Consider the following 25,961-nt stretch of genomic DNA (forward strand, 5'->3'; position numbering starts at 1 on the left):
TGGACACCATGAGACGGCTCGCGATCGTCGACCGCGGCGAGCCGGCGCTGCGGGCGCTCGACGCCGTCGCGGAACTCAACCGCGACGGTGGCGCGCCCCGCATCACCACCATCGTCCTGTACCCCGACCTGGACGCCGACGCCTGTTACGTGCGCATGGCCGACGAGGCGGTGCCGCTCGGCGAGGCCACCTACGTCGACCCCGAGGACGGCCGGCGCAAGTCGGCCTACCTCGACGAGGAACGCGTCATCGCCGCTCTGCACAAGGCCGGCGCCGACGCGGTGTGGGTCGGCTGGGGCTTCGTGTCCGGGCACGCGTCTCTGGCGGAGCTCTGCGAGAAGGCCGGCATCACCTTCGTCGGCCCGGACAGCGGGACCATCCGCCTGTTCGGCGACAGGATCGCCGCCCGGTTGCTCGCGGAGCAGGCCGATGTGCCGGTCGTGCCGTGGAGCCACGGCCCGCTGAGCGACGCCGCCGACGCCGGGCGCCACGCCGGCGACCTCGGCTATCCCGTGGTCGTCAAGGCGGCGGCCGGCGGCGGGCGCGGCATCAGGATCGTGCGCGAGCCGCGCGAACTGGGCGCCGCGCTGGCCGCGGCCCGAGCCGACGCCGACGCGGCCTTCGGCGACCCCGCCGTCTTCCTGGAAAGCCTGATCCCACGCGCCAGGCACGTCGAGGTGCAGATCATCGCCGACGGCCACGGCACCGTCTGGACGCCCGGCGTGCGCGACCTCAGCGTCCAGCGGCGCCACCAGAAGGTCATCGAGGAGTCGTCCTGCACCGCCCTGGACGCGGCCACCGAGCGTGCCGTCAGCGACGCCGCGGCGCGGCTGGCCCGGGCCGCCGGCTACCGCAACGCCGGCACGGTGGAGTTCCTGGTGGACCCGGCGACCGGCCGGCACATGTTCACGCAGGTCGGCACCCGGCTGCAGGAGGGGCACCCGGTGACCGAGGAGACCGCCGGCATCGACCTGGTCAAGCTGCAACTGCACGTGGCCATGGGCGGTCGTCTCATGGGCGAGCCTCCGGCGCCGCGCGGGCACGCCGTCGAGGCGCGATTGCGCGCGGAGAGCCCCGAGCGGGGGTTCGCCCCCGCGCCGGGGCGCGTGGCGCTCTTCCGGCCGCCTGCCGGCCCGGGCGTCCGCGTCGACGCGGGCGTCTCCGAGGGCGATGTCGTGCCTCCCTGGTCCGACTCCGTGATCGCCAACGTGACGGCCTGGGGCCAGAACCGCGACGAGGCGCTCGCCCGGCTGCGGCGGGCGCTGGCGGGCACCCGGCTGGTCGTCCAGGGCGGCGCCACCAACCGGTCGTTCCTGCTCACGCTGCTCGACCACGACGAGATCAGGCAGGGCCGGGCCGACGACCGCTGGCTGGAAGAGATGACGGCCCGCGGCGAGCACCTGCCCGGCCCCGACCCGCTCGCGGTGCTGCAGGCGGCGATCGAGGCGCACGACGCCGACCACGCCGCCGAGCGGGCCGCCTTCCACGCGGCCGCGGCCCGAGGGCGTCCAGAGGTGTCGGACGAGCGCGGGCGCCGGGTGCGGCTGCGCCACCACGGCGTGGCGTACGACCTCACGGTGCTGCGCGTCGCGCCGGGCCGTTACCGGGTGAAAACCGGCGAGGGGCCGGTGGACGTGCGCGTCGAGCGACGCGACGGCTACGAGCGGCGGCTGACCTGCGGCGGCGCCCGCCACCGCACCCAGGTCGTCCTGGACGGGGCCACCTGCCTGGTGGAGATCGAGCGCCAGGACCGCTGGACCGCGCACCGCGTGCGCCGCGACGACGGTGACGTCGTGCGCGCCGAGTTCCCCGCGCTGGTCGTCGCCGTGCACGTCCGCCCCGGCGCGCGGGTCCGCCAGGGCGACCCGCTGGTCACCGTCGAGAGCATGAAGACGGAGTCGACGCTCGCCGCGCCCCGCGCGGGACGGGTCATCAGCGTCGAGGCGGCCGTCAACACCCAGGTCGCCGAGGGCCGGCCGCTGCTGCGCGTCCGCGAGGAGGATCCGCCGGACGCCGAACCCGCGGACGGGCGGCCGGTCGGCTTCTCGGCGCTGGTGACCGGCGGTGACGACGGCGGCCGGTACGCGCCGGTCTACGAGGTGCTCAACGGCTGCCTGCTCGGCTTCGACCTCGATCCCCGCCAGGCGGACCAGGCCGGCCTCGCGAAGTCCCTGCCGCCGGACGACCCCGGCCTGATGGCCGCCGAGGAGGAGTTCCTGGACCTGTTCGCCGACGTGAGCGGCCTCTGCCGGCCGCTACCCGAGCCCGGCGAATCCCGGCACGCGAGCGCGCAGGAGTACCTGCTGTCCTACGTGCAGTGGCTCGACCCCGAGCGGGCCGGCCTGCCGCAGGGCTTCCGCGCGCTGCTGCTGCGCGTCCTCGCCCGCTACGGCGTCACCACCCTCGAACGCACGCCCCAGACCGAGGAGGCCGTCGTCTGGCTGTTCCGGGCGTTCCACCGCGCCCACGAGCTGGCGCCCGCGGTGGAGGCCGTGCTGGAGCGTTGGATGCGCCACCGCGACCTGCTCGCCCCTGCCGCCGGCCCGCGCCGGCGCGACCTGCTCGACCGGCTCGCCGTCGCCGCCCAGACGCGGCACCCGATGATCGCCGACCTGGCCAGGGACGTTCGGTTCAACTACTTCGACGCCCCGATGTACGAGCGGTCCCTCGCGGCGGTGTACCGGGAGATGGCGGCGCACCTGGCAGACCTGGCCGCCGACCCCGCCAGGGCCGACCGCGACGAGCTCATCGAGCGGCTGGTCTGGTGCTCGCAGCCCATGCGGGGCCCGCTGCTGGCCGCCTGGCGGGCGGCGGGACCCGACTTCAGGAAGGTCGTCGTCGAGGTCTACATCCGGCGGTTCTACCGCACCCGCGCGCTGGAGCGGCTCTGCTGGGACGGGCCGCTCGGCACCGCCGACTTCGATGAAGACGGCACGCCGTACCACCTGGTCGTGGCCTACACCGCGCTCGAGGAGGCGCCCGAGGCGCTCGCGGCCGTCGCCGCGCACCTGGCCGGCGTCGACCCGGCCCGCTCGGCCATCGTGGAGCTGGTCGCCTGGCGGCCCGGGAAACGTCCCGGCGCCGGCGAGCTGGCCAAGGAGATCGAACGGCTGCTCGCCGGCCTCGACCTCGGCGCCCGGACGGGCCGCCTGTGCGTCACCGTCACCAGCGACAGGGGAGCCGGCGGCCAGCATCGGCGCACCCAGCACTTCACCTACCGCCGGACCGCGGCGGGCCTCGCGGAAGAGCCGATCTTCCGCAACCTGCACCCGATGATCGCCGAGCGCGCCGAGCTGTGGCGGCTGGCCCGCTTCGACCTGGAACGGCTGCGCTCGGTCGAGGACGTCTACCTGTTCCGCGGCGTGGCCAGGGAGAACCCCGCGGACGTGCGCCTGTTCGCCTTCGCCGAGGTGCGCGACCTGACCCCGGTGCGCGACGAGGAGGGCCGCGTCGTGTCGCTGCCCCGCCTGGAGCGGATGGGGCTGCAGTCCCTGGCCGCGATGCGGCGCGCGCTGACCGGACTGCCCGCCGGGCGGCGCCCGCAGTCCAACCGCATCGTGCTCTACGTGCGGCCGCCGTTCGACGTGCCCAAGGACCGCTGGCGGCACCTGCTGCGGCCCTTCGCCAGGCTCGCCATGGGCGTCGGGCTGGACAAGGTGGTGCTGCGCGTGCGGACGCCCGACGCCGAGGGCCGGCTGTGGCCCCGCGTCCTTTACCTGGAAGGGCTGGACGAGGGACGGGTCACCGTTCGCGAGATGCCCTACGGCGAGGAGCCGATCCGGCCTCTGACCGAGTACCGGCGCAAGGTCGTGCGGGCCCGGCGGGCCGGCGCGCCGTACCCGTACGAGATCGTCAGGATGCTGGCCCCGCCGGAGGGCACCCCGGGCGACTTCCCGCCGGGGCGCTTCTCCGAGCACGACCTGGCCGCCGACGGCTCGCTCGTCCCGGTGGACCGGCCGCCCGGCGGGAACACCGCCGCCCTCGTCGTCGGCGTCATCACCAACGACACCGCCAAGGTGCCCGAGGGCATGGCCCGGGTGGTCATCCTCGGCGACCCGACGCGCAGCCTCGGCGCGCTGGCCGAGCCCGAATGCCGGCGCATCATCGCGGCCCTCGACCTGGCCGAGCGCATGCGCGTGCCGGTCGAGTGGTTCGCCGTGTCCTCCGGCGCGCGCATCGCGATGGACAGCGGCACCGAGAACATGGACTGGATCGCCGCGGTGCTGCGCAGGCTGATCGAGTTCACCCAGGCCGGGGGCGAGGTCAACGTGGTGGTCACCGGCATCAACGTCGGCGCCCAGCCGTACTGGAACGCCGAGGCCACCATGCTCACCCACACGCGGGGCATTCTGGTGATGGTGGCGGGCAGCGCGATGGTGCTCACCGGCAAGCAGGCGCTGGACTTCTCCGGCGGCGTGTCCGCGGACGACAACCACGGCATCGGCGGCTTCGAGCGCATCATGGGCCCGAACGGCCAGGCGCAGTACAGCGCCGCCACCCTGACGGAGGCCTGCCGCATCCTGCTGCGCCACTACGAGCACACCTACGTCGTGCCCGGCGAGCGTTTCCCCCGGCGGCGGCGCACCGCCGACCCGGCCGCCCGGGACGTGTGCGAGGCGCCGCACCGCGGACCGGAGTTCACCATGCTCGGCGAGGTGTTCTCCGCCGAGCGCAACCCCGGCCGCAAGCGGCCGTTCGACATCCGGTCGGTGATGCGCGCGGTGTCCGACGTGGAGGCCGAGCCGCTGGAGCGGTGGTCGCGCTGGCGTGACGCCGAGGTGGCGGTCGTGTGGGACACCCACGTCGGCGGCGTCCCGGTGTGCATGCTCGGCGTGGAGTCGGCCCCGCTCCCCCGGCGCGGGTTCGTGCCCGCGGACGGGCCGCCCGCGTGGACGGGGGGCACCCTGTTCCCGCAGGCCTCCAAGAAAATCGCCAGGGCGATCAACGCCGCCGGCGGCAACCGGCCGCTCGTCGTGCTGGCCAACCTGTCGGGATTCGACGGGTCACCGGAGTCGATGCGGCGCCGGCAGCTCGAGTACGGCGCCGAGATCGGCCGGGCGGTCACGAACTTCGACGGGCCGATCGTCTTCGTCGTCGTCTCGCGCTATCACGGCGGCGCGTTCGTGGTCTTCTCCAAACGGCTGAACGGCGAGATGGAGATCGCCGCGCTGGAAGGCTCGTACTCGTCGGTCATCGGCGGCGCGCCGGCCGCCGCGGTCGTGTTCGCGCGCGAGATCACCTCGCGCACCGAGCAGGATCCGCGCGTGGTGGCGGTGCGCGAGTCCGGGCCGCGCTCGCGGCTGCGGGAGGTGCGCGAGGAGGTACGCGCCGAGAAGCTGCGCGCGGTGGCCGCCGAGTTCGACGGCGTCCACAGCATCGAACGCGCCCTGGCCATGGGCTCGGTCGACCGCATCATCCCGCCCTCCCGCCTGCGCCCGTACGTGATCGACGCCCTGGAGCGCGGCATGGCCCGCCACACCTCCCGGGGCGGCGGGGCCTGAACTGCGTGTTTCCTGTTTCGGCGCGGGCCCTTCCAGCTGGCGCGGGCCCTTCCAGCTCGAGTACGGGGCCGGGATCGGCCGGCGGGCTGCGGTCCGGCCCTTGAACCGCAGGCTCTCGCGTGGACAACGGCGACGCACACCGGCGCCACCGGGAGGATCAACGACCGCCGGATCGGCGTGTTCCCGCACGGGAAGCGTTCTCGGGGCGGGTGAGCCAGGTGTGCGCGGGAGTGGCGGACGCGAGGGCGGGCGGATCCTCCAGTGACACCGGGACCGGAACGGGACGGTCCGCGGCCACGGTGAGGACGAAGGCGCCGAACCTGCGCCACCAGCCGTGCATGACCGTCCCCTCGGTGGTCCGCACCGTCAGGGCCCCCCACCCGTCCGCGTTCCCGTCCCCGTCACCGGGCTCACCCGGGTCGCGGCCGCCGGCGACGGTCACCTCGACCGAGCGGGTGTCCTTGCGCAGGCCGGTGCCGAGCACCTTCAGAGCGCTCTCCTTGGCCGACCACACCAGGTTGGCCCTCAGGTGATCGCCGCCGGCGAACCGGCCCTCGGCGGAGGTGAAGCAGTCGGCCACGAACGCCGCGCTGCGCGGCTCGACCAGCTCAAGGTCGCAGCCGATCGCCTCCGGTCCCGCGGTGAGCAGGCACACCGCCCATCCGGCGCGGTCGGTCAGCGAGATGCCCACCGGCAGCGGCCGGCCGGCGGCGTACGCCTCGGGGGCGCCGCTCGGGCGGTTGCGCACCTCCAGCTCGGCGAGCCCGGCGGAGGCCGGGTACGGCTGGGCGGGCGGATACCGCCGCAGCGCCTGCTTGGCGGTCCAGCGGGCGGTCAGGTATTCGGTGCGGCGTTTGGAGAAGCGCATCGCCCCGGCCCGCTTCGCCTCCGCCGCCGACAGCCAGTCGCCGCCGGCGGGCACGTCGGTCTCCGCTCGGGCCAGCCATCTCATCCCGCGAGGATCTTTCGCCGGCGCCCCGCCTGGCGATCGATGGCCTGTCATGACGTCCGGGACGTCGCCGGCGTCCGGCCGAGCAGGTAGGCGACGACGTCGGCGGCGGTGTAGCCGTAGCCGCCGTCCCCGCGGCGTCTCATCAGGTGCCGGACGGCGGTGAAGTCGGTCCCCGCGGTCACGATGGCGGGTTCGGCGTAGCCGTCGGCCCGGTGCTGGCCGAGTCCTGCCGTCGCCAGCAGCGCGTTGCACAGGCAGCGCCGCTCCACCGTGTTCTGCCGCCGCCCGCCGCGCCGGTCCTCGTACACGGCGACCGGCTCGGCCGGGCACCGGTAGCCGACGGCGCCGTCGGGCCGCATATAGGCGGCGCGAAGTGCACCGAGATCGCACAGTCGCGGCCGGTCCTCGTAGACGGCCTCCTCCGACAGCGTGCCGTCCAGTTCGACGACCTTGAACGGGAAGCCGGTCGGGGACACCCGGGGATCGGTGCGCACCCGCTCCTCACCACGGCTCACCCGGTCCAGGACGCCCTGCTTGTGCTCCTCGGCCATGCCCGACTCGTCGCAGAACGCGAACGCCGTGCCCACCTGGACGCCCGCGGCGCCGCCCGCGAGGGCGCGGGCCAGGCCTTCGGGCGTGCCGTAGGAGCCGGCCATCCAGTACGGCGGTCCCACCTGCGCCATTTCCAGCGGCGACACGACGTCCCGCTCGTCGTACACCGGCTGGCCGTCGGGGTCCAAGCGGCGCGGGCCGCGCGGGGGCGCGTTGTGCCCGCCCGCGGGCGCCCCCTCCACCACGAACCCGTCCGGGCGGGTCCGCGGATCGCCGGCCAGGGCCTCGGCCAGGCCGACGGAGGCGACGATGGCGTGGAAGCGCGGGCGGCGCGGCGCGGACCCGTCCGCGGGCGTGACATCGGCCGGGTCGAACTCGACCAGGTGGTCCCCGTGGGCGGAGGTCGCCCCCTGTACGCGCACGGGAAGCGCCACCGGCCGCCGAAGGGCCAGCGCGTCGAGCATGGCCGGGATCTCGGCGGGGTTGCCGGCGCCCATGAGGATGCAGTCGACGCCGGCGAGCATGGCGCCGTAGCAGGCGAACGGGATGGGCATCTCGATCTTGTGCAGGTAGTTGACGCCGACCAGCCCGCCGTGTCCCTCCTTCGCCAGGTACACCTCGGCGAAGTTGGCCGCGATGGTGAGCTCCCGCAGCGCCCGCCCCGGGCGCAGCGAGTACCTCAGCACCGGGCGGAACGGCGTGCCGGGCGCCTTGCCGCCGGGGACGAAATAGGTGTCGACGACGCGCTCGGCGACGCCCGGGACGGGGAAGTGCGCGAGCGCCCGGCGCATGTGGCCGCCGGGGTCGCCCATCTGCAGCCGCCGGGCGCAGACCACGTCGATGGCCGTGCCGGAGACCACCCCCATCTGACCGGTGCGGGCGACCGCGGCCGCCAGCCGCCAGTCGGATATCGCCACCCCCATGCCCCCCTGGATGATCGAGGGCATCGCGGGAACCTCGGCGTTCATGGTGTCCTCCACAGCTCTGGGGCGGTCCCGGACCTCCCATGACCGTGCGCTGGCCGGGTGCGCGCCTCCAGCGGGGCGCACGCCGGGGGCCGCGCACAGACCACGATCATGAAGGTCACCACCACAGCACAACATCCGGCGGTGACCTCGGGCAGGGACCTACGGCCCGGCCTGTCCGGCCGGAGGTCATCCGGTCCGCAGGGCGGGGGCCGAGGGGCCGGCGCCCGGCGATCTCGCCGGGACGGACGGAGAACGCCATGGACCCATGGCTGCCGGGACCGGACCGCGCCGGGCCCCGACTGTCGTACGGTCACGGTAGCCACGCATCGATCGGAGGGGTCAGACATGTCCACCGAACTCCAGGGACGGCCGCGGTGAACCTCGACGCCATGCTGGAGGACCTGGAAGAGCTGGTCACCTGCGAGTCCTTCTCCACCGACCACCAGGCCGTGGCCCGCAGCGCGGAGGTGGTCGCGCGCCAGGGCGGCGCGCGGCTCGGCGCGCCGCCCGAGACCGTCCTGATCGGCGGGGTGACCCATCTGCGGTGGAGCTTCGGCACGCCGCGGGTGCTGCTCGTCGGCCACCACGACACGGTGTGGCCGATGGGGTCGCTGCGGGCCCGTCCCTGGGAGGTCGCCGGCGGCATCGCCCGCGGGCCGGGCGTGTTCGACATGAAGGCCGGCCTGGTTCAGATGTTCCACGCGCTGGCCGCGCTGCCCTCGCTGGACGGGGTGTGCGTGCTGGTCACCGGGGACGAGGAACTCGGCTCGCCGACCTCGCGCGAGCTGGTCGAGGAGGCGGCGCGGGGCCGCGCGGCGGCGTTCGTCCTGGAGGCGAGCGCCGACGGCGGCGCGCTGAAGACCGCGCGCAAGGGCATCTCGACCTACGAGCTCGTCGTCCACGGCCGCGCCGCCCACGCGGGCCTGGACCCCGAGAAGGGGATCAACGCGGGCATCGAGCTCGCCCACCAGATCCTCGCCGTCGCCGCGATCGCCGACCAGGTGAACGACGCACGGCCGAACCCCGGCGGAGCGAACGACGGGCCGCCGGGCGCCGGTGGGGCGGGGACGGGACGGGTCGAGACCGGCGGGGCGAGCGTCACGCCGACGGTGGTGGCGGGCGGGACCACGAGGAACACGGTGCCCGCGACGGCCCGGCTCACCGTGGACGTCCGTGTGCCCACGCTGGCCGCGCAGAAGCGGGTGGACGAACTGATCAGGGCCCTGTCGCCGCGGCTGGACGGCGCCCGCCTGGAGGTGCTCGGCGGCCCCAACCGCCCGCCCCTGGAACACGCCTCCTCGGCCGGCCTGTTCGCGCTGGCCCAGCGGATCGCCGCCGAGCTCGGCCTCGGCCCGGTGACCGGCGCCGGCGTGGGCGGGGCCTCCGACGGCAACCTCACCGCCGGGGTGGGCTGCCCGACCCTCGACGGGCTGGGGGCGGTGGGCGGCGGCGCCCACGCCGACACCGAGCATGTGGTCGTGGCCGAGATGCCCCGCCGGGCGGCGCTGCTCGCCGGCCTGATCCGGGCGTCGCTCGCCTGAACCCGCATGCCCCTGCCTCCGGGGGGAGCGGTTCTGGTGCCGGTAATGTTCCGGCCTGCGTTTGGTCCGGATATGGGCTCCGCATTGCTTGATCGCCTGCGCGGCGGATAGCTTCGAATCTGACCTGACCTGGTCTTTTATCACAGCGGAAGGAGGTCACCTTGGGAGGCAGGCGGCTGTCCCTTCTGCCGGCGTCGGTGCGCGCGCGGTCCACGCTGATCATAGGAAGCGCGTGCCTGATCTTCCTCATCATCATCGGCGCGGGCATCGACTTCCTGGTCACGGACAGGATCGAGGCCTACGTCTTCCGCGACGCGCAAAGGACCGCCACCAACTGGATCGCCTCCATGGAGCCCGGTCACATCCCGAAGCCGGCGCCGGAAGGGCGCATCGACCTGCTCCAGCTCGTCGACTCCCACGGCCGGGTGGTCACGGCGAGCGCCGCGGCGATGAACAGGCCGCCCCTCAGCCCGCTACGGCCTCCGGTCGACAACCGCATCCAGGAGGGCACCCGGTGCCGGGCGGGGGAAGGGTGCGTGATGTACACCGCCGTCCGTCTCGCCCCGTTCGAGGTCCGCGGGATCTGGCACGGCGATTCCCACTTCGTCTACAGCGGGACCGCCCAGCCGCGCATCCTGGCCGGGCACCGGCTGGAACTGGTCACGACCGCCGGGGTCCTGCTCGCCGCCGGTCTCATCGCATGGGGCAACTGGTGGGTGGGCGGCCGCTCCCTGCGGCCCGTGGCGGCGATCCGCGCGACCATGGCCGACATCACGGTGAGCGACCTCAGCCTGCGGGTGCCTGAACCGCCGGGCCGCACCGAGTACGCCCTGCTCGCCCGCACCGCCAACCAGACCCTCGCGCGGCTGGAGGAGGCGGTGAAGCAGCAGCGCCGGTTCGCCTCCACCACCTCCCACGAGCTCAGGACCCCGATCGCCGGGCTGCGCGCCCGGCTGGAGGAGTCGGTGCTCTACCCCGACGACGTCGACCCCCGGCAGACGATCAGGGACGCCCTCTCCCTCACCCAGCGGCTGGAGACCATCGTCGAGGACCTGCTGGTGCTGGCCCGTCTCCGTTCGGGCAGCCCGGCGGAACACGAGCCGCTCGACCTGCTCACGCTCGTGCGCGAGGCCATCGCGACCCTGCCGGTCGGCGGCGTGCCGATCGACGTCCACGGCGAACGCGACATCACCGTCCTCGGCAACCCCGTGCAGCTCATCCGGGTGCTGGACAACCTCCTGGCCAACGGCCGGCGGCACGCCCGCGACGGAGTCGACGTCACCGTGGAGCGGGCGGGCGACCAGGCCGTCGTCATCGTTGACGACGACGGCGACGGCATCGCCCCGAAGGACCGCGAGCGGGTGTTCGAGCGGTTCGTCCGCCTTGAGGACGGGCGGCGGCGCGAACCGGGGGGCAGCGGGCTCGGCCTGGCCATCTCCCGCGACATCGCCCAGGCCCACAACGGCACGCTGCGCGTCGAGGACTCGCCGCGCGGCGGTCGCTTCGTCCTGCGGCTGCCCTTGATCGACCTGACCGAGTCCTCTCCCCCCGTCCACGGTGACGTGCCCGGCGTGATGGAGCTCGGCGCCGTGCCGCAGCCCCCCTCCGGACCGCAGACCCCCGCCCGGCGCGCCTGACCCCCCGCCCGTCCGCGCTCCCCGGAGCGCTCCCTCGGCAACGCGTCCCGGCTCGCCCCCGGCCCCCCGCGCCCCCGTCACCACATCATCGGCCCCATCCCTGTGAGGCCATGGCAGATCTCCCCGCCACCGGCGCCCTCCTCCATGAGCGCCGGCACGTCACCCATCAAGGAGCTCAACGGTGTCCGACGATCGAGAAGTCACGGACGAGTTGATCACCGCGTTCAACGCCTGTGATCTCACGAGGGCCGCGTCTCTGTACGACCCGCGCGCCAGCTACGTCTGCCCCGGCGGTCTCGCCGAGGGACGCGAGGAGATCACGTCCTACTTCGCGCTCTACCACGAGGCGTTCCCCGACGTCGCGGTGACGGTCCACGACAAGGGGACGTGCGGCGACATGGTGATCTTCGAGTGGACGCTCACCAGCACCCACACCGGCCCCCTGCTCCTGCCCTCCGGCGTCGTCGCCGAGCCGACCGGCCGGCGCGTCGTCGTCCGCGGCTGCGACGTGCGCACCATGGAGAACGGGCTGATCACCAGCCAGCGCGTCTACTACGACCAGCTGGAGATGCTCAGCCAACTCGGCGTCTCCTGTCTCGCCGGCTGACCCGCTCTCGCGATCGGCCTGTCCACCGGGGCCCGCGAGGCCGGGCGCCGCGGCCACTTCTCTGCCCGGCCGGCAGGCCATATCGTGATCCCTCGCACCCCGGATGCCGAGACGATCGAGAGGTGAGCCGTGCGCGGGCGTGGCCTGGAGCCGGGAGACCCCGAGCGCGTCGGCGACCACCGGCTGAGCGCCGTCCTCGGCGAGGGCGGCCAGGGAACCGTCTATCTCGCCCAGGCCGTGGATCGCGACGGCCTCGCGGCGGGGCCTCATGTCGCGGTGAAGGTGCTGCACGCCAGGGCGGCCGGTGACGCCGAGAGCCGGCGGCGGTTCGTGCGGGAGGTCGAGACGGCGCGGCGGGTCGCGGCGTTCTGCACCGCGCGGGTGCTGGACGTGGGCACCTTCAACGGCCGGCCCTACGTCGTCAGCGAGTACATCCCGGGGGCCTCCCTCGCCGAGGCGGTGGCCGCGGACGGCCCTCGTTCCGGCAGCGGGTTGCAGCGCCTGGCGGTCGCCACGCTGACCGCGCTCGCCGCCATCCACCGGGCCGGGGTGGTGCACCGCGACTTCAAGCCGAGCAACGTGATCCTCGGCCCCGAGGGGCCGGTGGTCATCGACTTCGGCATCGCCCGGGCCCTGGACCACGCCACCACCGCGTCCGGTCTGATCGGCACCCCGGCCTACATCGCGCCCGAGCAGTTCGCCGGGCAGCCGCCCGGCACCGCGTCGGACCTGTTCGCCTGGGCCTGCACCATGGTGTACGCCGCCACCGGGCATCTTCCCTTCTCCGGCGCGACGGTGCCCGCCCTGCTGGTCTCGGTCGCCACCAGCGCGCCCGACCTGTCCGGCGTGCCCGGCGAGCTGCGCCCGTCGCTGCTGGCCTGCCTGGACAAGGACCCCCGCGCCCGGCCCACCGCCGAGGAACTGCTGCGCGGGCTCACCGGCCACGACCTTCCGGGCTCCCGCTCGCGGGACGACGTCCTGACGCGCACCCGCCCCGCGGAGCCCCTTTGGCCGGCGGACGCGAAGACGAAGGCGGACGCGGAGGCGCGGACCGAGGCGGCGACGGTCGGCGGGACGGATCCGGCGCCCGCCCGGACGGCGGCGCCGACCACACCGGCCACACCGACCACACCGGCCACGCCGGCCACACCGGCCACACCGGCCACGCGGGTCGCCGGAGGGCCGGGGCGGCCGAGCGGCGCGGCGCCGTCACCCCGCGGGCGTCCCTCGCGGCGGCTGCTCCTCCGGGTGGCCGCCGCCGGGCTGGTGGTGCTCGTCCCGATCGCCATCGTGCTGGCGCGGTCGCTGACCTCCGGTTCCGGCGGCGGGGTGCCGGCCGAGGGCACGCTGCTCTACCAGGACGATTTCAGCGACCGCGGCAACTGGGACGGCTACGACTTCCGGCCGGAGGCACAGGGAGCCGACCGCGTCACCCACGGGTACGAGATCGCCCGCGGCGTGTACACGATCCGCGCCGACCAGGCCGACCCGCAGGGCGTCGGCCTGTCGCCGGTGCCGCCCAAGACCCCTGCCCCGGCGTCGGCGGCCGGGCGCGACGTGATGGTCGGCGTGACGGCGCGGACGCGCGAGGGCACGTCGGGACGGGGCGCCTTCGGTGTCCTGTGCCGCTGGGACGAGGACGTCCCCAGCGGCTACGCGTTCCTGCTCGGCCTGGACGGCACCGCCCGCGTCGTGCGGAACGCCTCGGGAACCCGGCTCGACGTGGCGCCCCCGGTGCGCACGACCGCGCCCCGCATCGGACAGGACGTGCGTCTCCAGGCGTCCTGCCGTCAGGAAGGCGGCGCCGCCCGGCTCACGCTGTGGATCGACGGGAACCGGCTGTTCGACGTGACCGACACGGGGACGCCGCCTGTCACCGCGCACAACCAGGTCGGCCTCGCCGCGCAGGTGCCCGAGTCGGGCGGCGGCACCACCATGGTGTCCTTCGACGACTTCACGGTGCACGGAACCGGCTGAGGCCCTGAGGGCTCAGCTCCCCCCGGTCGCTCGTCCTCCCCGTCGAACATGTCGCGCTGGTCCCGGAGCACTCCGCCGTGCTCCCCGTGCGCGGCGCCTCGGCGAACGCCTCCGCCGGCGCCTGGCACATGACCGCTACCGGATCCGGCGCAGGCGGACGAGGGTGCTGGCGTGATCGCCGGGCGGCAGGTCGAGCGGCAGGCCCGACCGCAGCAGCACCGCCCCCGCATGGACGGCTCCGGTCGCGAGGTCCTGGTAGGTCCCCTCCGCGCTTACCGCGGCCAGGCGCAGCGGCGCCGGGCCGTGGCCGAACGGCCGGGTGACGCACCAGGCGAGCACGACGTGGTCGTCCCCGAGCGCGTACTCCCACGCGGTGAGCGTGCCGTCGTCGCCGCGCAGCCGGTACTGCTCGCCGTGCTGGACGACGGGACGCACGCGCTTGTACGCGGCGACCAGTTCGGCGCTCTCCTTCAGCTCGTCCTCGGCCCACGCGGTGAGGTCGCCGCCGATGCCGGGGACGCCGGCCATGGCGACGTGGAAGCGGAAGCGCAGCGGGGTGCGCCGGGCGGTGACCCCGTTCGGGCTGTCGGTGACCCAGGCGCTCATGACCTGCGCCGGGTAGAGCCGGCTGAAGCCGTCCTGGATGCCGAGGCGGTCGACCGGGTCGGTGTTGTCGGAGATCCACACCTGGTCGGTGCGGGCCAGTATGCCGAGGTCGGCCCGGCCGCCGCCGCCCGCGCACGCCTCGATGCGCAGGCCCGGATGGTCGGCGCGCAGCCGGTCCATGATGCGGTAGACGGCTCGCGTGTGCTCGATCCACACCCGCTCGGGGTCCTCGTGGCCGGGCCATCCGGCCTCGGTGAACGGGCGGTTGGCGTCCCACTTGAGGAAGTCGATGGCGTGCTCGGCCACCAGCCGGTCCAGCCACCCGTGGGCCCAGGCGGCGGTGTCCGGCCGGGCCATGTTGAGCACCAGCTGGTGGCGCATCTCGGTGCGGTCGCGGTTTGCCATGTGCAGCACCCAGTCGGGGTGCGCCCGGTACAGGTCGCTGTCGGGGTTGACCATCTCCGGCTCCACCCAGAGGCCGAAACGCATGCCGAGCCTGCGTACCTCCGCCACGAGCGGGCCGAGCCCGGCGGGGAAGCGGGACGGGTTGGGCGCCCAGTCGCCGAGGCCCGCCCGGTCGCTGCCGCGCGCGCCGAACCAGCCGTCGTCCATCACGAACAGCTCGACGCCGAGGTCCGCGGCCCGCGCGGCCAGGGCCATCTGTCCGGCCTCGTCCACGTCGAACCCGGTCGCCTCCCAGGAGTTGTAGAGGACGGGCCGGATCTCGCCGGGGTGGGAGAGCACGTGCCGGCGGACGTAGGCGTGCCAGGCGCGGCCGGCCGCGCCGAACCCGCCGGCGGTGTAGAGGCCGGCGAACACCGGGGTCTCCAGCTCCTCGCCGGGGGCCAGCGACCAGATGAGCCCTTCGTGGCCGAAGCCGCCGGTCCAGGTGGTGCGGCCGACCGGGTCGCGGTGCAGGGTGACGCGCCAGCTCCCGCTCCAGGCCAGGGCCGTGCTCCACACCTCGCCGTGCTCCTCGTCCGCGGTGCCGTCGTCGACGGCGAGCCAGGGGTTGGCATGGTGGCTGGTCAGGCCGCGCCGGCTGGTCATCACCGTCTCGGCCACGGGCACCTCGGTGCGCCGCAACTGGAACTCGCTGTTCCAGCCGCCGACGAGGTGGCTCATCCGGTAGCGCTCGCGGCGCGGCGCCGTCCAGGAGGCCGAGTCGCAGCGCAGGAGGGTGACCGGTTCCCGCTCTCCGAGGTTCCGCACGACCGTCCACCGCTCGACGACGTCGCCGTCGGCGCGCATCCGGTAGTGCAGGGTCACCTCGAGCGGGTAGTGCCGGTCGCGCAGGTGGATGCGCAGGTGGCCGCCGTCGATGTCGTGGCCGGTGTACCGCCACTGGATGCCGCGGGTGCCGTCGGCGAAGCGGGCGAGCAGGCTGGGCGGCCCGAAGCGGGCGCCGGCCTCCACCGCCAGCTCGTCGGCCTCCGGCTCGGCCTCGAAGCTGCTCGCCGCGGGCGTGGTGCGCTCCTGCAGCTCCGCGGCCTGTTCCAAAGTCAGGGGGGCGCCCCAGTGGAGATGACGTACGCTGTCGTCCTCGGCGAGCCGGACGGCGTACGAGGACGCGGGGCCGCGCAGCAGCCACAGGCGGCGGTCAGGATGGAACTGCACTGCGAGCATCTGGTCCTCGGTCTGGGCGGTGGGCCGGCGGTGTGGATGGCGAGCCGGTGATCTGGGCGGCGGACGCGTCCCACGAGGGGCGGGCCGGTCGAGTGGGCCGAGCGTAGGACGGTGTTCTTGACGAAATCAATACTTGACGAAGGAAATTATTAAGCCTATGTTTCGGCCATGTCTTCCGAGACCGGCACCGGCGCGCTGACCGAGACTCCCGCGGCGACGGCGGTGTTCACGGCGGTCCTGACCGAAGGACCACTGAGCCGGGTCAGCCTCGCGCGCCGCCTCGGGCTGTCCTCCGCCGCCGTCACCAAGGCGGCGCGCCCGCTCATCGAGATGGGCTACCTGCGGGAGCTCGCCGCCACCGAACGCACGGGCCCGGGCGCCGGGCGCCCCGCCAGCCCGCTCGCCGTCCAGGCCGACCGCGAGTTCTTCGTCGGGGTGAAGATCACCGCCGACGAGTTGATCGGCGTGGTGTGCGACCTGTGCACCGAGGTGCGGGCCTCGGCTCACCGTCCCCTGTCCGATCCCTCCCCCGGCGCCGTCCTCGCCGAGGTCGCGCTGCTCGTGGAAGAGCTGCTCGGCGGCCCCGGCGGCTTCCGGGAGCGCACCCGCCGGCTCGGCATCGCCGTCTCCGGCGACGTGGACCGCGACGGCGGCCTGGTCCGCTACTCGCCGTTCCTCCGGTGGCGCAACGTGCCATTGCGCGAGCGCGCGGCCGAGGCCACCGGGCTCGCCGTCACCGTCGAGAACGACGTCAAGGCGCTGACCACGGCGGAGCACTGGTTCGGCGAGGGCGTGGGCGCGGAGTCGTTCGCCCTGGTCACCGTGGGCACCGGCATCGGCTGCGGCCTGGTCGTGAACGGCAGGCTGGTCTCCGGCTCGCACGGCGTGGCGGGCGAGATCGGCCACATCGGCGTCGACGCGAACGGCCCTGACTGCCATTGCGGCGGCCGCGGCTGCGTGGAGGCCATCGCCGGCACCCACGCCCTGGTCCGGCGGTCGCGCGAGTGCACCGGCCGCGCCGGCCTGACCCTCGACGAGGCGGTGGCCCTGGCGCGCGGCGGGGACGAGGACGTCCGCGCCGTCTTCGCCCGGGGCGGCACCGCGATCGGCATGGGCATCGCGGCCGTGGCCAACCTGGTCGGTCCCGCCCGCATCGTCGTCTCCGGTGAAGGGCTGGCCGCCTACGACCTGCTGGGGGAGCACATCCGCGCGGGCTTCGAGCGCCAGGCCTTCGGCGCCGCCGTCGAGTGCCCGCTGTCCATCCGGCCGCTGCCCTTCGAGCAGTGGGCCCGTGGAGCGGCCGCGGTGAGCATCCAGTCGCTCGTCGCCCTCTGACCCCCGGCGCCCCCTCCGATTCCCCCGCCGGCCTGGCCTGATCACAGGCGGATCCGCGGCGGCGACACCCCATCAGATCTACGGCGGCAGGCGAGCCGCGCAAGTGGAGCGAGCATGAACGACGACGACGGCGATCTCATACTGTCCTGGCCAGGGGCCGCGTCGAACTGGTTCGAGGCCGTGCCCGTCGGCAACGGCCGGCTCGGCGCGATGGTGTTCGGCGGCGCGCACCGCGCCCGGTTCCAGGTCAACGACTCGACGGTCTGGTCGGGCGAGCCGGGCGGCCCGGCCAGGGCGCTGGCGGAGGTCCTGGCCTCGGGGGCGGGTCCCTCCCGGCTGGCCGAGGTGCGTGAGGCCGTCCGCGAGGAGGACCACCGGCGGGCCGAGGACCTGCTGATGTCGTTCGAGGGAAGGTACAGCCAGTTGTACCTCCCCTTCACCGACCTGTGGATGAGCCTCGCCCCGTCCGGCGGCGCGGAGCCGCCCGGCGACGGCGCGGGGCGGGACGGCGACGGGCCGGACGGCGCCGCCGAGTGGCACGGCGGCGGGGAACCGGACGGCGCGGCCTACCTCGGCCGGACGCTGAACCTCGACGACGGCGTGGTCACCGAGGTCATGGACCTCTCTGGACGGCGGGTACGGCGGCGTACCTGGGCGAGCCGGCCGGCGGGGGCGGTGTGCGTCGAGGTGACCGCCGAGGGCGGCGCCGTGGACATGCGGCTCGAACTCTCCTCACCGCTGCGCGTCGTCCACCGGGCGGCGGCCGCGTCCGGGCTCGTCCTCGGCGTCGAGGTGCCGGTCGACGGCGCCCCGCCGCACGAGCCCGGCGTCCCCGACCCTCTGCGCTACCACTCCCCCGGCGGCTCCGGGCCCGGCGGGTACGACCCGTTCGCCGCGGCCGCGGTCCGCGTGCGCACCGACGGGCAGGTCTCGGTCTCGGGGGACGCCTGGTCGGTCCGCGGCATGACCCGGGCCCTCGTCGTCCTCACCAGCTCCACCGCCGCGGCCGACGACTGGGCCCGGCCGGGCGGCGCGGCGCCCGCGCCGGCGTCCCGCGAAGACCACCTGGCACGCGCCGGGCGGGCCGCCGAGGCCGCGGCCGCGCAGGGAGCCAGCGAGTCGCTGCGCGCCCACCGCGCGGACCTGCGGGCCCTGCTCGGCCGGACCGGGCTCGTGGTCGGGACGCGGCGCGCCGGAACGTTCGACGTCGCGCGCGACGTCCTCGGCGGCACGGACGAGCACCTGCGCGCCACGGTCATGGTCGCGCTCGGCAGGTACCTGCTCGCGTCGGCGTCCCGTCCGGGCGGCGGCCCGCCGGCCAACCTGCAAGGGATCTGGAACGCGGACATGCGTCCGCCCTGGTCCTCGAACTACACCATCAACATCAACACCCAGATGAACTACTGGGGCGCCGAGGCCGCGGGGCTGGGCGAGTGCCACGAGCCGCTGTTCGACCTGATCGAGCGCCTCGCGCGGACCGGGGCCGACGTCAGCCGGGAGCTGTACGGCACGCGCGGCTGGGTCGCTCACCACAACACCGACATGTGGGGCTGGGCCCTGCCGGTGGGCATGGGGCACGGCAACCCCTCGTGGGCGATCTGGATGATGGGCGGCGTCTGGCTGTCCCACCACCTGTGGGAGCACTTCGAGTTCGGCCGGGACCTGACGTTCCTGCGTGACCGCGCCTGGCCGCTGCTGCGCGGCTGCGCCGAGTTCTGCCTGGACTGGCTGGTCGACGGCCCGGACGGGTGGGCGGACACCATCCCCTCCACCTCGCCGGAGAACCTGTTCGTGTCGCGCCGGTCCACCCCGGAGTCGCTCACCTTCTCCGCTCCCATGGACATGGCGCTCATCCGCGCCCTGTTCACGCACTGCCTGGAAGCGGCGGACGAGCTCGGCCTGGACGACCCGATCGGCGAGCGCCTGCGCGCGGCGCTCCCCCGGCTGCGCCCGCCGCAGGTCGCGCCGGACGGCCGGCTGCGCGAATGGGCGCAGGACCATCCGGAGCACGACCCGCGCCACCGGCACATGTCGCACCTTGTCTCCCTCTTCCCACTGGGACAGATCGACCCGGCCGCGACGCCGGACCTCGCGGCCGCCGCCGCCCGCTCGCTGGACGCCCGCGGCCCGGGCGCCATGGGGTGGTCGTGGGCCTGGAAGATCGCGCTTCGCGCGCGGCTGGGCGACGCCCGCACCGCGAGGGAGCTGTTCCTGGAGGCGACGCGTCCGTACGAGGAAGACCCCACCGTGGACGTGCCCGTCGACGGCTCGCGCTGGGGCGGCCTGCTGCCCAACCTGTTCAGCACCCACCCCCCGTTCCAGATCGACGGCAACTACGGGTTCGTGGCGGCGCTGCTGGAGATGGCGGTGCAGAGCCACGGCGGAGTGATCCACGTCCTGCCGGCCGTCCCGGCCGAATGGCCCGACGGGACCGCCTGGGGCGTCCGCTGCCGGGGCGGGTGGAGCGTCGACCTGGCCTGGCGGGACGGCGCGCTGTCCTCGCTGACCGTCCGGGACGAACTGGCGGCCGGGCCGCGCACCGTGCGCGTGCGCCACGGCGGGACGACGACGGAGATCACCGTCGGCGCGGGCGGCGAGGTCGTCCTCGGCCCCTCGCAGGCCCTGCGGGAGAAGACGGAGGGGCACCGATGACGGCCGCGGAGGCGCCGGCGGACCTGCGGGAGTACCGCAGCGCCTACCAGGAGCCGGCGGACTTCGACGCGTTCTGGCGGGAGACGCTGGACGCGGCCGACGCCCATCCGCTCGACCTGGTGCTCACCCCCGTCGCCACGGGACTGCGCACGATCGAGGTGTTCGACGCCGCCTTCCGCGGGTTCGGCGGGCACCTGGTCAAGGGATGGCTGCGCGTCCCCCGGCACCGCGACGGCCCGCTGCCCGCCGTCGTGCAGTTCCACGGCTACGCGAGCGGCCGCGGCCATCCGCTGGACGACCTGCTCTGGCCCTCGGCCGGCTACGCGCACCTGCTGATGGACACCCGCGGCCAGGGCGGCGCCTACGCGGGCGGCGGCGGGACCCCCGACCCGGTGGGGGCGGGCCCCGCCTATCCGGGGTTCATGACGCGGGGCATCGCCGGCAAGGAGACGTACTACTACCGGCGGGTGTACACCGACGCGGTGCGGGCGGTGCGGGCGGTGCGCGACGCCGGCCTGGCCGACCCGGCGCGGGTGGGCGTCACCGGCGCGAGCCAGGGCGGCGGGATCGCCCTCGCCGTCGCCGGCCTGGTGCCCGGCCTGCGCGCGCTGCACGTCCAGGCGCCCCTGATGTGCGACATCCGGCACGCCGTCCGGACCAGCAACGACGGCCCGTACCAGGAAATATCCGGATACCTTGCCGCGCATCGCACCTCGGTGGCGGACGTCTTCACGACCTTGGCCTACTTCGACGGCATCGCGTTCGCGCGGCGGGCGACGGCCCCGGCCTGGTTCTCCACCGGCCTGCTCGACCAGGTCTGCCCGCCGTCCACCGCCTTCGGGGCCTTCCACGCCTACACCGGCCCCAAGGAGATCCGGGCGTGGGAGTTCAACGGCCACGACGCGGGCGGCTCCCTCGACCTGGAGACGGCCCTCGCGGCCTTCCACCCCGCGCTGACGGCCGTGCCGTAGCGGGAAGGGCGGGCGCCGGTGCGGCGCGCGGCGCCGTGGGGTTCTCCCCGGCCGCCGTGCGCCGCACCGTGTGATCCTTCGAACCGCCGGATCGCTACCGGGTCATGGCCACCGCGGGCAGCGGTGACGCCCCCGTTCGCGACCCGGTCACCTTGCGGTGCTCAGCGGCCGTGGTGGCCGGACCCGTGGTGATGCGAGGAACCGTGGCCGTGGTGCCAACCGCGGGGGAAGTCCCCGCGGTCGAAGCCGTGGTCCTCGGCATAGTGAGCCGACAGCGACTTCCACTTGCCGTCGCTCCACTTGTAGAAGCGGTGACCGTCGAAGCGGTAGTGCTTGCCGTGGCTCTTGCTGTACCAGTCACCGTGGCCGGTGAACCGGTACCACAGACGGTGGCCGTCCCAAAGGTGACGGACGCCGTGTCCGTGCTCACCACGGTCACGGTCGGCGACGGTATCCCCGGGTGTCACTCCCGTGCTGGACGCCGCCGAGGCCGCGCCGCCCGCGGCGAACAGTGCACCGCCCGTGAGGGTGAGAGCGGTGATCGCAGTGGCGAGGCGCCGAGTGATCGTGTTCATGATCTTCTCCTTGCCACGCACGCCCGTCCGGTGTCTCCGAACCATGGGTGTTTCGTGCGTGTTACAGGGGGCTCAACCCGACCCTCTGAGCAGATAATCCCAATCATCCCATGATGTGTATTTTGTCACTAAAAGTAAGGTTTCCAGTGTGCTCGTCCCGGTGGGTCCGGCCGCTGTCAGCGTGGGGCGCAGGTGGTCCCGTTCAGCGTGAAGGAGGCGGGCGCGGGGTTCTCGCCCGTGTAGGTGCCGTAGAAGCCGGCGTACACGGACTCGCCGGGGTCGAGGTCCTTGTTCCAGTCCGGCGCCGCGGCGGTGACGTCCTTGCCCGACTGCGTCCAGATCGCGCTCCAGCCGCCCGTGAGCCGCTGCTCGGCGAGCGGGAAGGAGAAGGCGAGCTTCCAGCCGCTGACCGTCACGACGCCGAGGTTGGTGATCTTCACGCTGGTCGTGAACCCTCCGGGCCAGGTGGTGGCGGAGTAGACGACCCCGCACGGCGCGGGCGGCGTCTCCGGCTGGGCGACCGCCGTGAACGGAGCCGACGGAGCGCTCAGGTTGCCGGCCGTGTCCCGTGCCACGATCTGGAAGGTGTAGGGCCGCCCGCCGACCAGGCCGCTGACGATGGCACGCGGGATGGAGTTCTCACTGTCGTACTGGTAGCCCGTGGGGGTGCGGTGGTACACGTCGTACCGGATGGCGGAGCCGCCGGGGTCGCTGGACTGGCTCCAGTACAGGGTGACCCCTCCCGGCACGCTGAGCCCTCCCGCCACGCCGACGCCGTACGGCGCGGTGGGAGAGGCCATGTCCGGGCCCGGGCTCGGGAGGGGCGCCGGCGGCTCCACCATCGCCCGGGCCGTCACCAGGTCGGACGGCTCGCTGAGGTTGCCCGCGGCGTCGACGGCGACCACGTAGAACAGGTAGTCGCGGTTCCCGGCGAGGTCACCCACGGTGGCCGTCACGCTCGACGCTCCCACGTTCGTCATCACGACGTTCGCGCGGGAGAAGGCGCCGTCCTTGCGCACGTACACCTGGTACCCCGCCACCGCGTCGTCGTCGGTGGACGGCGTCCAGCTCAGGCCCGCGGCGTTGTTGAGGTACACGATGCGGGGCGCGATGTCGCCGGGCCGGCTCGGCGGCGTGATGTCGGGCCCGGACGGCGTGGGCGTGATCGTCGGCGGCAGCGTGGGCACGGGTGCCGGTATGGGGGGCGTCGGCCCGCCGGCGCGGCCGGGGACGGCGGCGTCCGCCCAGGCCAGGGAGGTGCCGGCCCCTAGGAGCAGAGCGGCGCCGAGCGAGGCGGCGGCGAGGCGTGATCGGTGGACCCGCATGGTCGATCCTTTCGCGCGGGAGGGGCCCGATCCGGCCGGGCCGCTCGAGGTCAGGAGCAGGTGGCGCCGTTCACGGTGAGACCGGCCGGCATGGACCGGCGCCGGTGCGGACGCCGTGGAGCCATCCGGAAGCGGCTCGGCGGTCCCTCCCGATCGCTCGCATCGGCATGGCCCTTCGACGACGGGCCGGCGCCCGGCCGCGCGCGGCGGCAGGGTCAGGCGAGAAGCCCCCTGCGGGGATCGTGCGGCGGGGAAGGCGATACGGTCCAAGTTCCGCCCGCCTCGGCATGGGTCCGGCCAGGTGACGGCCTCGCCCGGCTGAAAGTTTCAGCCGGGCGCCCTTGTCAGAGCCTCGCTGAGGATCATGAGCACCCCGGCGGGGTGCTCAGCCCGTCCTCGGAATGTCAGCGGGGCGACGGGCCGGGCGGCGTGGTCCCGGCGGCCCGGCCGCCGGCGTGCGGGCGGACGAGGATGCTCACGCCGGCGGTCACGCGAACTCCCTGACCAGGTCGCCGGAGGTCACCGAACCCGGGCCGGCGTGCCCGGCGAGGCCGAGGACCAGGTCCAGCTCGGCGAGCAGGCAGCGGATGACGTGGTCCACGCCCGCCTGCCCCTCAAGGCCGAGCCCGTAGGCGTAGGGGCGTCCGACCAGCACCGCGCGGGCCCCGAGGGCGAGTGCCTTGAAGACGTCGTCGCCGGTGCGCACGCCGCTGTCGAACAGGACCGTGAGCCGGTCGCCGGCCGCCTGGACCACGTGGGGCAGGGCGTCGGCCGCGGCGACGGAGCCTGCCACCTGGCGGCCGCCGTGGTTGGAGACGACCACGCCGTCCATGCCCGCGTCGGCGGCGCGGCGGGCGTCGTCGGGGTGGAGGACGCCCTTGAGCACCATCGGGCCGTCCCAGTGCTCGCGCAGGAACGCGAGGTCGGGCCAGCTCTTGGCGGGGTCGCCGAACATCCCCAGGAAGTGCCGCAGGGCCGCCTCCGGGTCCTCGCGCACCGGCTTGGCGAGTCCGGCCAGGAAGGCGGGGTCGGTGTAGTAGTTGGCGGTGCCCACGCCGTGCAGGAACGGAAGGTACGCCTGGTCCAGGTCGCGGGGGCGCCATCCCAGCATCGGGGTGTCCAGGGTGACGAACAGGGCGGTGTACCCGGCCGCCTTGGCCCGGTCCAGGAAGCTGCGGGTCACGTCGGGGTCCTTGGGCCAGTACAGCTGGAACCACCGCTCGGCGTCGCCCATCGCCTCGGCGACCCGCTCCATGGGCGTGCTGGACGCCGACGACAGGATGAACGGCACGTCGCGGGCGGCGGCCGCGCGGGCGGCCGCCGTCTCGGCCTCGGCGTGCATGATCGACAGTACGCCGACCGGGGCCAGGGCGAGCGGGGCGGGGAGCGGCCGCCCCAGCACCTCCACCGACAGGTCGCGCCGGTGGACGTCGCGCAGCACGCGCGGCACGATGCGCCACCGGTCCAGCGCCGCACGGTTGGCGCGGGCGGTGCTGCCGCTGCCCGCGTTGCCCGCGACGTAGCCGAACGGGCCCGGGCCGAGCATCCGCTCGGCGAGTTCCTCCAGACGGGTGAGATCGGTCGGCAGCCGGGGCACGGCCCCGGTCAGGCCGTTGAGGTAGATCTCGTACTGGAAGTCCGCCCAGTGCGCGCTCGTCATCAGCAGGCCGTGCCTCTCGTCTGCCCCGCCATGCCGTGGTCCCGGATCGCCGCGGCGGCGATCCGGCTCCGTGCCACGTCCCTGACGATCATCGCGGCCGGCGCGGCTTCCGTCCACAGAGCCGCGCCCCGCACGACCCTCACCCGGCGGCGCAGGGCATGGCGCCGCCCCGTGCGACGGCCGCCTCACCTGGCGCCGGCGACGCGCTCCGGCTTGATGACGAAGATGACCCGCACCTGGTCGCGTCCGCCGAACCTGCTCTCCCGAGCGGTTCATCATGGTCGCGGGGCCGCATACCCGGCGCTCCACGGTGTCCTCCGGCCGGTCGGCGGAGGGGTGCGAGGCTCGTCAGATCCAGCCGCGGCGGGTGGCCTCCATGGCTATCTGGAAGCGGGTCTGGGCTCCGACGCGTTGCATCAGCTTGGTGACGTGGCGCTGCACGGTGCGCTCGCTCCAGCCGAGGGCGCGGCTGGCCGCCTTGTCGGTCGCCCCGGCCGCCAGCAGCGTCAGCAGCCGCGCCTCCTCCTCCGACAGCTCCTCCATGGCGGGCACGGTGTGCTGGACGGGCACGCTGCGCGCCCACATCACCTCGAAGAGGGCGACCAGCGCGTCCAGCAGCGGTGAGGGGTGGATCAGGTAGGACGCGGTGACCGTGTCGTCGCCGGGCCGCAGCAGCGGGATGATGGCCAGCCGGTCGTCGGAGATGCCGAGCTTCATCGGCAGGTCCGCGGCGATCCTCGCCTGCTCGCCGTGACGCATGCCGACCGTGACGTCCTCCAGCCAGCCGGGGAGCTCCAGCGCGCTCCTGTCGTAGATGACCTGGTACTTCACGCCGCGCTTCAGCAGGGCGAGCTCGACGGGGTTGGGCTCGGTGTGCGCCTGCGGGGCGGCGTAGGGCGGCCGGTCGAAACCGCGCATCTGGACGCGGGTGTTCTGCTGCATCTGCACCCAGCGGTGGTTGACCTCGTCGCGGCCGGAGACCACCTCGATCAGCTCGCCGGGGTGGGCGAACCGGGTGCCCGCGCGGTACATCGTCATCAGCGTGCGGATGTGCACGCGCACCTCGTTCAGCCCGGCTTCGCGCTCGCGCAGGACGGCCTCCAGCCCGCTGTCCGGCGAGACGGCGACGTAACGCACGGGACGCCCGGTCGAGCGGGTGGCCAATCCGAGGTCGACGAGCGACCGAAGGGTGCGCCGCGCGGCCGACAGCGGCAACTGGCAGTCGTGGGCGAGTTCGGACAGCGTGGCCCGCGTCCTGCGGACGAGCGCGTCGTACACCGACTCGTCCTGCCGGTTCAGTCCGATGGCCTCCAGCATGCCGTCCTCCTCGCGAAACGGTGCGGTCACCTTCCCGAAACGGCCGCCGACCTGTCGTGTCGCCTTTCCGACATGTGGCAGGAATTCGCCGCTCGCTCAGCTTGTCAGTAGATGACCACTGATGCCAGCGTTCATGGTCGTCACCCCTGGGCCAGATAT

15 protein-coding genes are annotated in these 25,961 nt (G+C 74.2%); 8 read left to right on the forward strand and 7 right to left on the reverse strand.

Annotated features, from left to right (window positions below; all coding sequences use genetic code 11):
* The first annotated feature begins 8 nt into the window (after positions 1-8).
* Positions 9-5,501 (forward strand): ATP-binding protein, encoded by a 5,493-nt coding sequence (locus ACFO60_RS25415; protein ID WP_380844224.1) that lies wholly within the window; start codon positions 9-11, stop codon positions 5,499-5,501.
* Between the two features lie 157 nt (positions 5,502-5,658).
* Here the strand turns inward: ACFO60_RS25415 and ACFO60_RS25420 are convergent, their stop codons facing one another.
* Complete coding sequence (locus tag ACFO60_RS25420) at positions 5,659-6,453, reverse strand: 4'-phosphopantetheinyl transferase family protein (protein ID WP_380844226.1); 795 nt, start codon at positions 6,451-6,453, stop codon at positions 5,659-5,661.
* Between the two features lie 47 nt (positions 6,454-6,500).
* Positions 6,501-7,973: a nitronate monooxygenase gene (locus tag ACFO60_RS25425; RefSeq protein WP_380844228.1), complete on the reverse strand. Its 1,473-nt coding sequence runs from the start codon at positions 7,971-7,973 to the stop codon at positions 6,501-6,503.
* Between the two features lie 374 nt (positions 7,974-8,347).
* On the opposite strand from ACFO60_RS25425, the gene ACFO60_RS25430 reads away from it, so the two are divergent.
* The 4 genes from ACFO60_RS25430 (at position 8,348) to ACFO60_RS25445 (ending at position 13,735) form a co-directional block, all read left to right on the forward strand.
* Positions 8,348-9,514 carry a M20 family metallopeptidase gene (locus ACFO60_RS25430; RefSeq protein ID WP_380844230.1) on the forward strand — a complete coding sequence of 389 codons (1,167 nt, stop codon included), beginning with the start codon at positions 8,348-8,350 and terminating at the stop codon, positions 9,512-9,514.
* A 161-nt stretch (positions 9,515-9,675) separates the two neighbouring features.
* Positions 9,676-11,151 carry a sensor histidine kinase gene (locus ACFO60_RS25435; RefSeq protein ID WP_380844232.1) on the forward strand — a complete coding sequence of 492 codons (1,476 nt, stop codon included), beginning with the start codon at positions 9,676-9,678 and terminating at the stop codon, positions 11,149-11,151.
* Between the two features lie 181 nt (positions 11,152-11,332).
* Entirely contained in the window at positions 11,333-11,758 is a 426-nt protein-coding gene (locus ACFO60_RS25440; RefSeq protein WP_380844234.1) for an ester cyclase, read from the forward strand.
* 129 nt (positions 11,759-11,887) lie between these two features.
* Positions 11,888-13,735: a serine/threonine-protein kinase gene (locus ACFO60_RS25445; protein WP_380844236.1), complete on the forward strand. Its 1,848-nt coding sequence runs from the start codon at positions 11,888-11,890 to the stop codon at positions 13,733-13,735.
* Between the two features lie 135 nt (positions 13,736-13,870).
* On the opposite strand, the gene ACFO60_RS25450 is transcribed toward ACFO60_RS25445, so the two are convergent.
* Positions 13,871-15,967, reverse strand: a complete 2,097-nt coding sequence (locus tag ACFO60_RS25450) for an alpha-galactosidase (RefSeq protein ID WP_380844238.1) — start codon at positions 15,965-15,967, stop codon at positions 13,871-13,873.
* A 168-nt stretch (positions 15,968-16,135) separates the two neighbouring features.
* Between ACFO60_RS25450 and ACFO60_RS25455 the strand changes: the two genes are divergently transcribed.
* The 3 genes from ACFO60_RS25455 (at position 16,136) to ACFO60_RS25465 (ending at position 20,925) form a co-directional block, all read left to right on the forward strand.
* Positions 16,136-17,302: an ROK family transcriptional regulator gene (locus ACFO60_RS25455; RefSeq protein WP_380844240.1), complete on the forward strand. Its 1,167-nt coding sequence runs from the start codon at positions 16,136-16,138 to the stop codon at positions 17,300-17,302.
* Between the two features lie 114 nt (positions 17,303-17,416).
* Entirely contained in the window at positions 17,417-19,954 is a 2,538-nt protein-coding gene (locus tag ACFO60_RS25460; protein ID WP_380844242.1) for a glycosyl hydrolase family 95 catalytic domain-containing protein, read from the forward strand.
* Positions 19,951-20,925, forward strand: coding sequence for an acetylxylan esterase (locus tag ACFO60_RS25465; protein ID WP_380844244.1), 975 nt, complete (start codon positions 19,951-19,953; stop codon positions 20,923-20,925). Before ACFO60_RS25460 ends, ACFO60_RS25465 begins: the two co-directional genes overlap by 4 nt.
* Before the next feature lie 161 nt (positions 20,926-21,086).
* On the opposite strand, the gene ACFO60_RS25470 is transcribed toward ACFO60_RS25465, so the two are convergent.
* The 4 genes from ACFO60_RS25470 to ACFO60_RS25485 all read right to left on the reverse strand — a co-directional run bounded on the left by ACFO60_RS25470 (position 21,087) and on the right by ACFO60_RS25485 (position 25,802).
* Positions 21,087-21,500: a hypothetical protein gene (locus ACFO60_RS25470; RefSeq protein WP_380844246.1), complete on the reverse strand. Its 414-nt coding sequence runs from the start codon at positions 21,498-21,500 to the stop codon at positions 21,087-21,089.
* 176 nt (positions 21,501-21,676) lie between these two features.
* Positions 21,677-22,825, reverse strand: a complete 1,149-nt coding sequence (locus ACFO60_RS25475; RefSeq protein WP_380844248.1) for a cellulose binding domain-containing protein — start codon at positions 22,823-22,825, stop codon at positions 21,677-21,679.
* Positions 22,826-23,312: 487 nt separating this feature from the next.
* Positions 23,313-24,485 (reverse strand): lactate 2-monooxygenase, encoded by a 1,173-nt coding sequence (locus ACFO60_RS25480; RefSeq protein ID WP_380844250.1) that lies wholly within the window; start codon positions 24,483-24,485, stop codon positions 23,313-23,315.
* 348 nt (positions 24,486-24,833) lie between these two features.
* On the reverse strand, positions 24,834-25,802 hold the full coding sequence (locus tag ACFO60_RS25485) for a helix-turn-helix transcriptional regulator (protein WP_380844252.1): 969 nt from the start codon (positions 25,800-25,802) through the stop codon (positions 24,834-24,836).
* Positions 25,803-25,961 lie beyond the last annotated feature (159 nt).

It is taken from the genome of Sphaerisporangium dianthi (assembly GCF_042654065.1).
In the GTDB taxonomy this organism is placed as follows: Bacteria; Actinomycetota; Actinomycetes; order Streptosporangiales; family Streptosporangiaceae; genus Sphaerisporangium; species Sphaerisporangium dianthi.

Coding starts and splice junctions, on each gene's coding strand:
- ACFO60_RS25415 (WP_380844224.1), top strand. CDS start 9: ATGAGACGGCTCGCGATCGTCGACCGCGGCGAGCCGGCGCTGCGGGCG.
- ACFO60_RS25420 (WP_380844226.1), bottom strand. CDS start 6,453: ATGAGATGGCTGGCCCGAGCGGAGACCGACGTGCCCGCCGGCGGCGAC.
- ACFO60_RS25425 (WP_380844228.1), bottom strand. CDS start 7,973: ATGAACGCCGAGGTTCCCGCGATGCCCTCGATCATCCAGGGGGGCATG.
- ACFO60_RS25450 (WP_380844238.1), bottom strand. CDS start 15,967: ATGCTCGCAGTGCAGTTCCATCCTGACCGCCGCCTGTGGCTGCTGCGC.
- ACFO60_RS25455 (WP_380844240.1), top strand. CDS start 16,136: ATGTCTTCCGAGACCGGCACCGGCGCGCTGACCGAGACTCCCGCGGCG.
- ACFO60_RS25460 (WP_380844242.1), top strand. CDS start 17,417: ATGAACGACGACGACGGCGATCTCATACTGTCCTGGCCAGGGGCCGCG.
- ACFO60_RS25465 (WP_380844244.1), top strand. CDS start 19,951: ATGACGGCCGCGGAGGCGCCGGCGGACCTGCGGGAGTACCGCAGCGCC.
- ACFO60_RS25470 (WP_380844246.1), bottom strand. CDS start 21,500: ATGAACACGATCACTCGGCGCCTCGCCACTGCGATCACCGCTCTCACC.
- ACFO60_RS25475 (WP_380844248.1), bottom strand. CDS start 22,825: ATGCGGGTCCACCGATCACGCCTCGCCGCCGCCTCGCTCGGCGCCGCT.
- ACFO60_RS25480 (WP_380844250.1), bottom strand. CDS start 24,485: ATGACGAGCGCGCACTGGGCGGACTTCCAGTACGAGATCTACCTCAAC.
- ACFO60_RS25485 (WP_380844252.1), bottom strand. CDS start 25,802: ATGCTGGAGGCCATCGGACTGAACCGGCAGGACGAGTCGGTGTACGAC.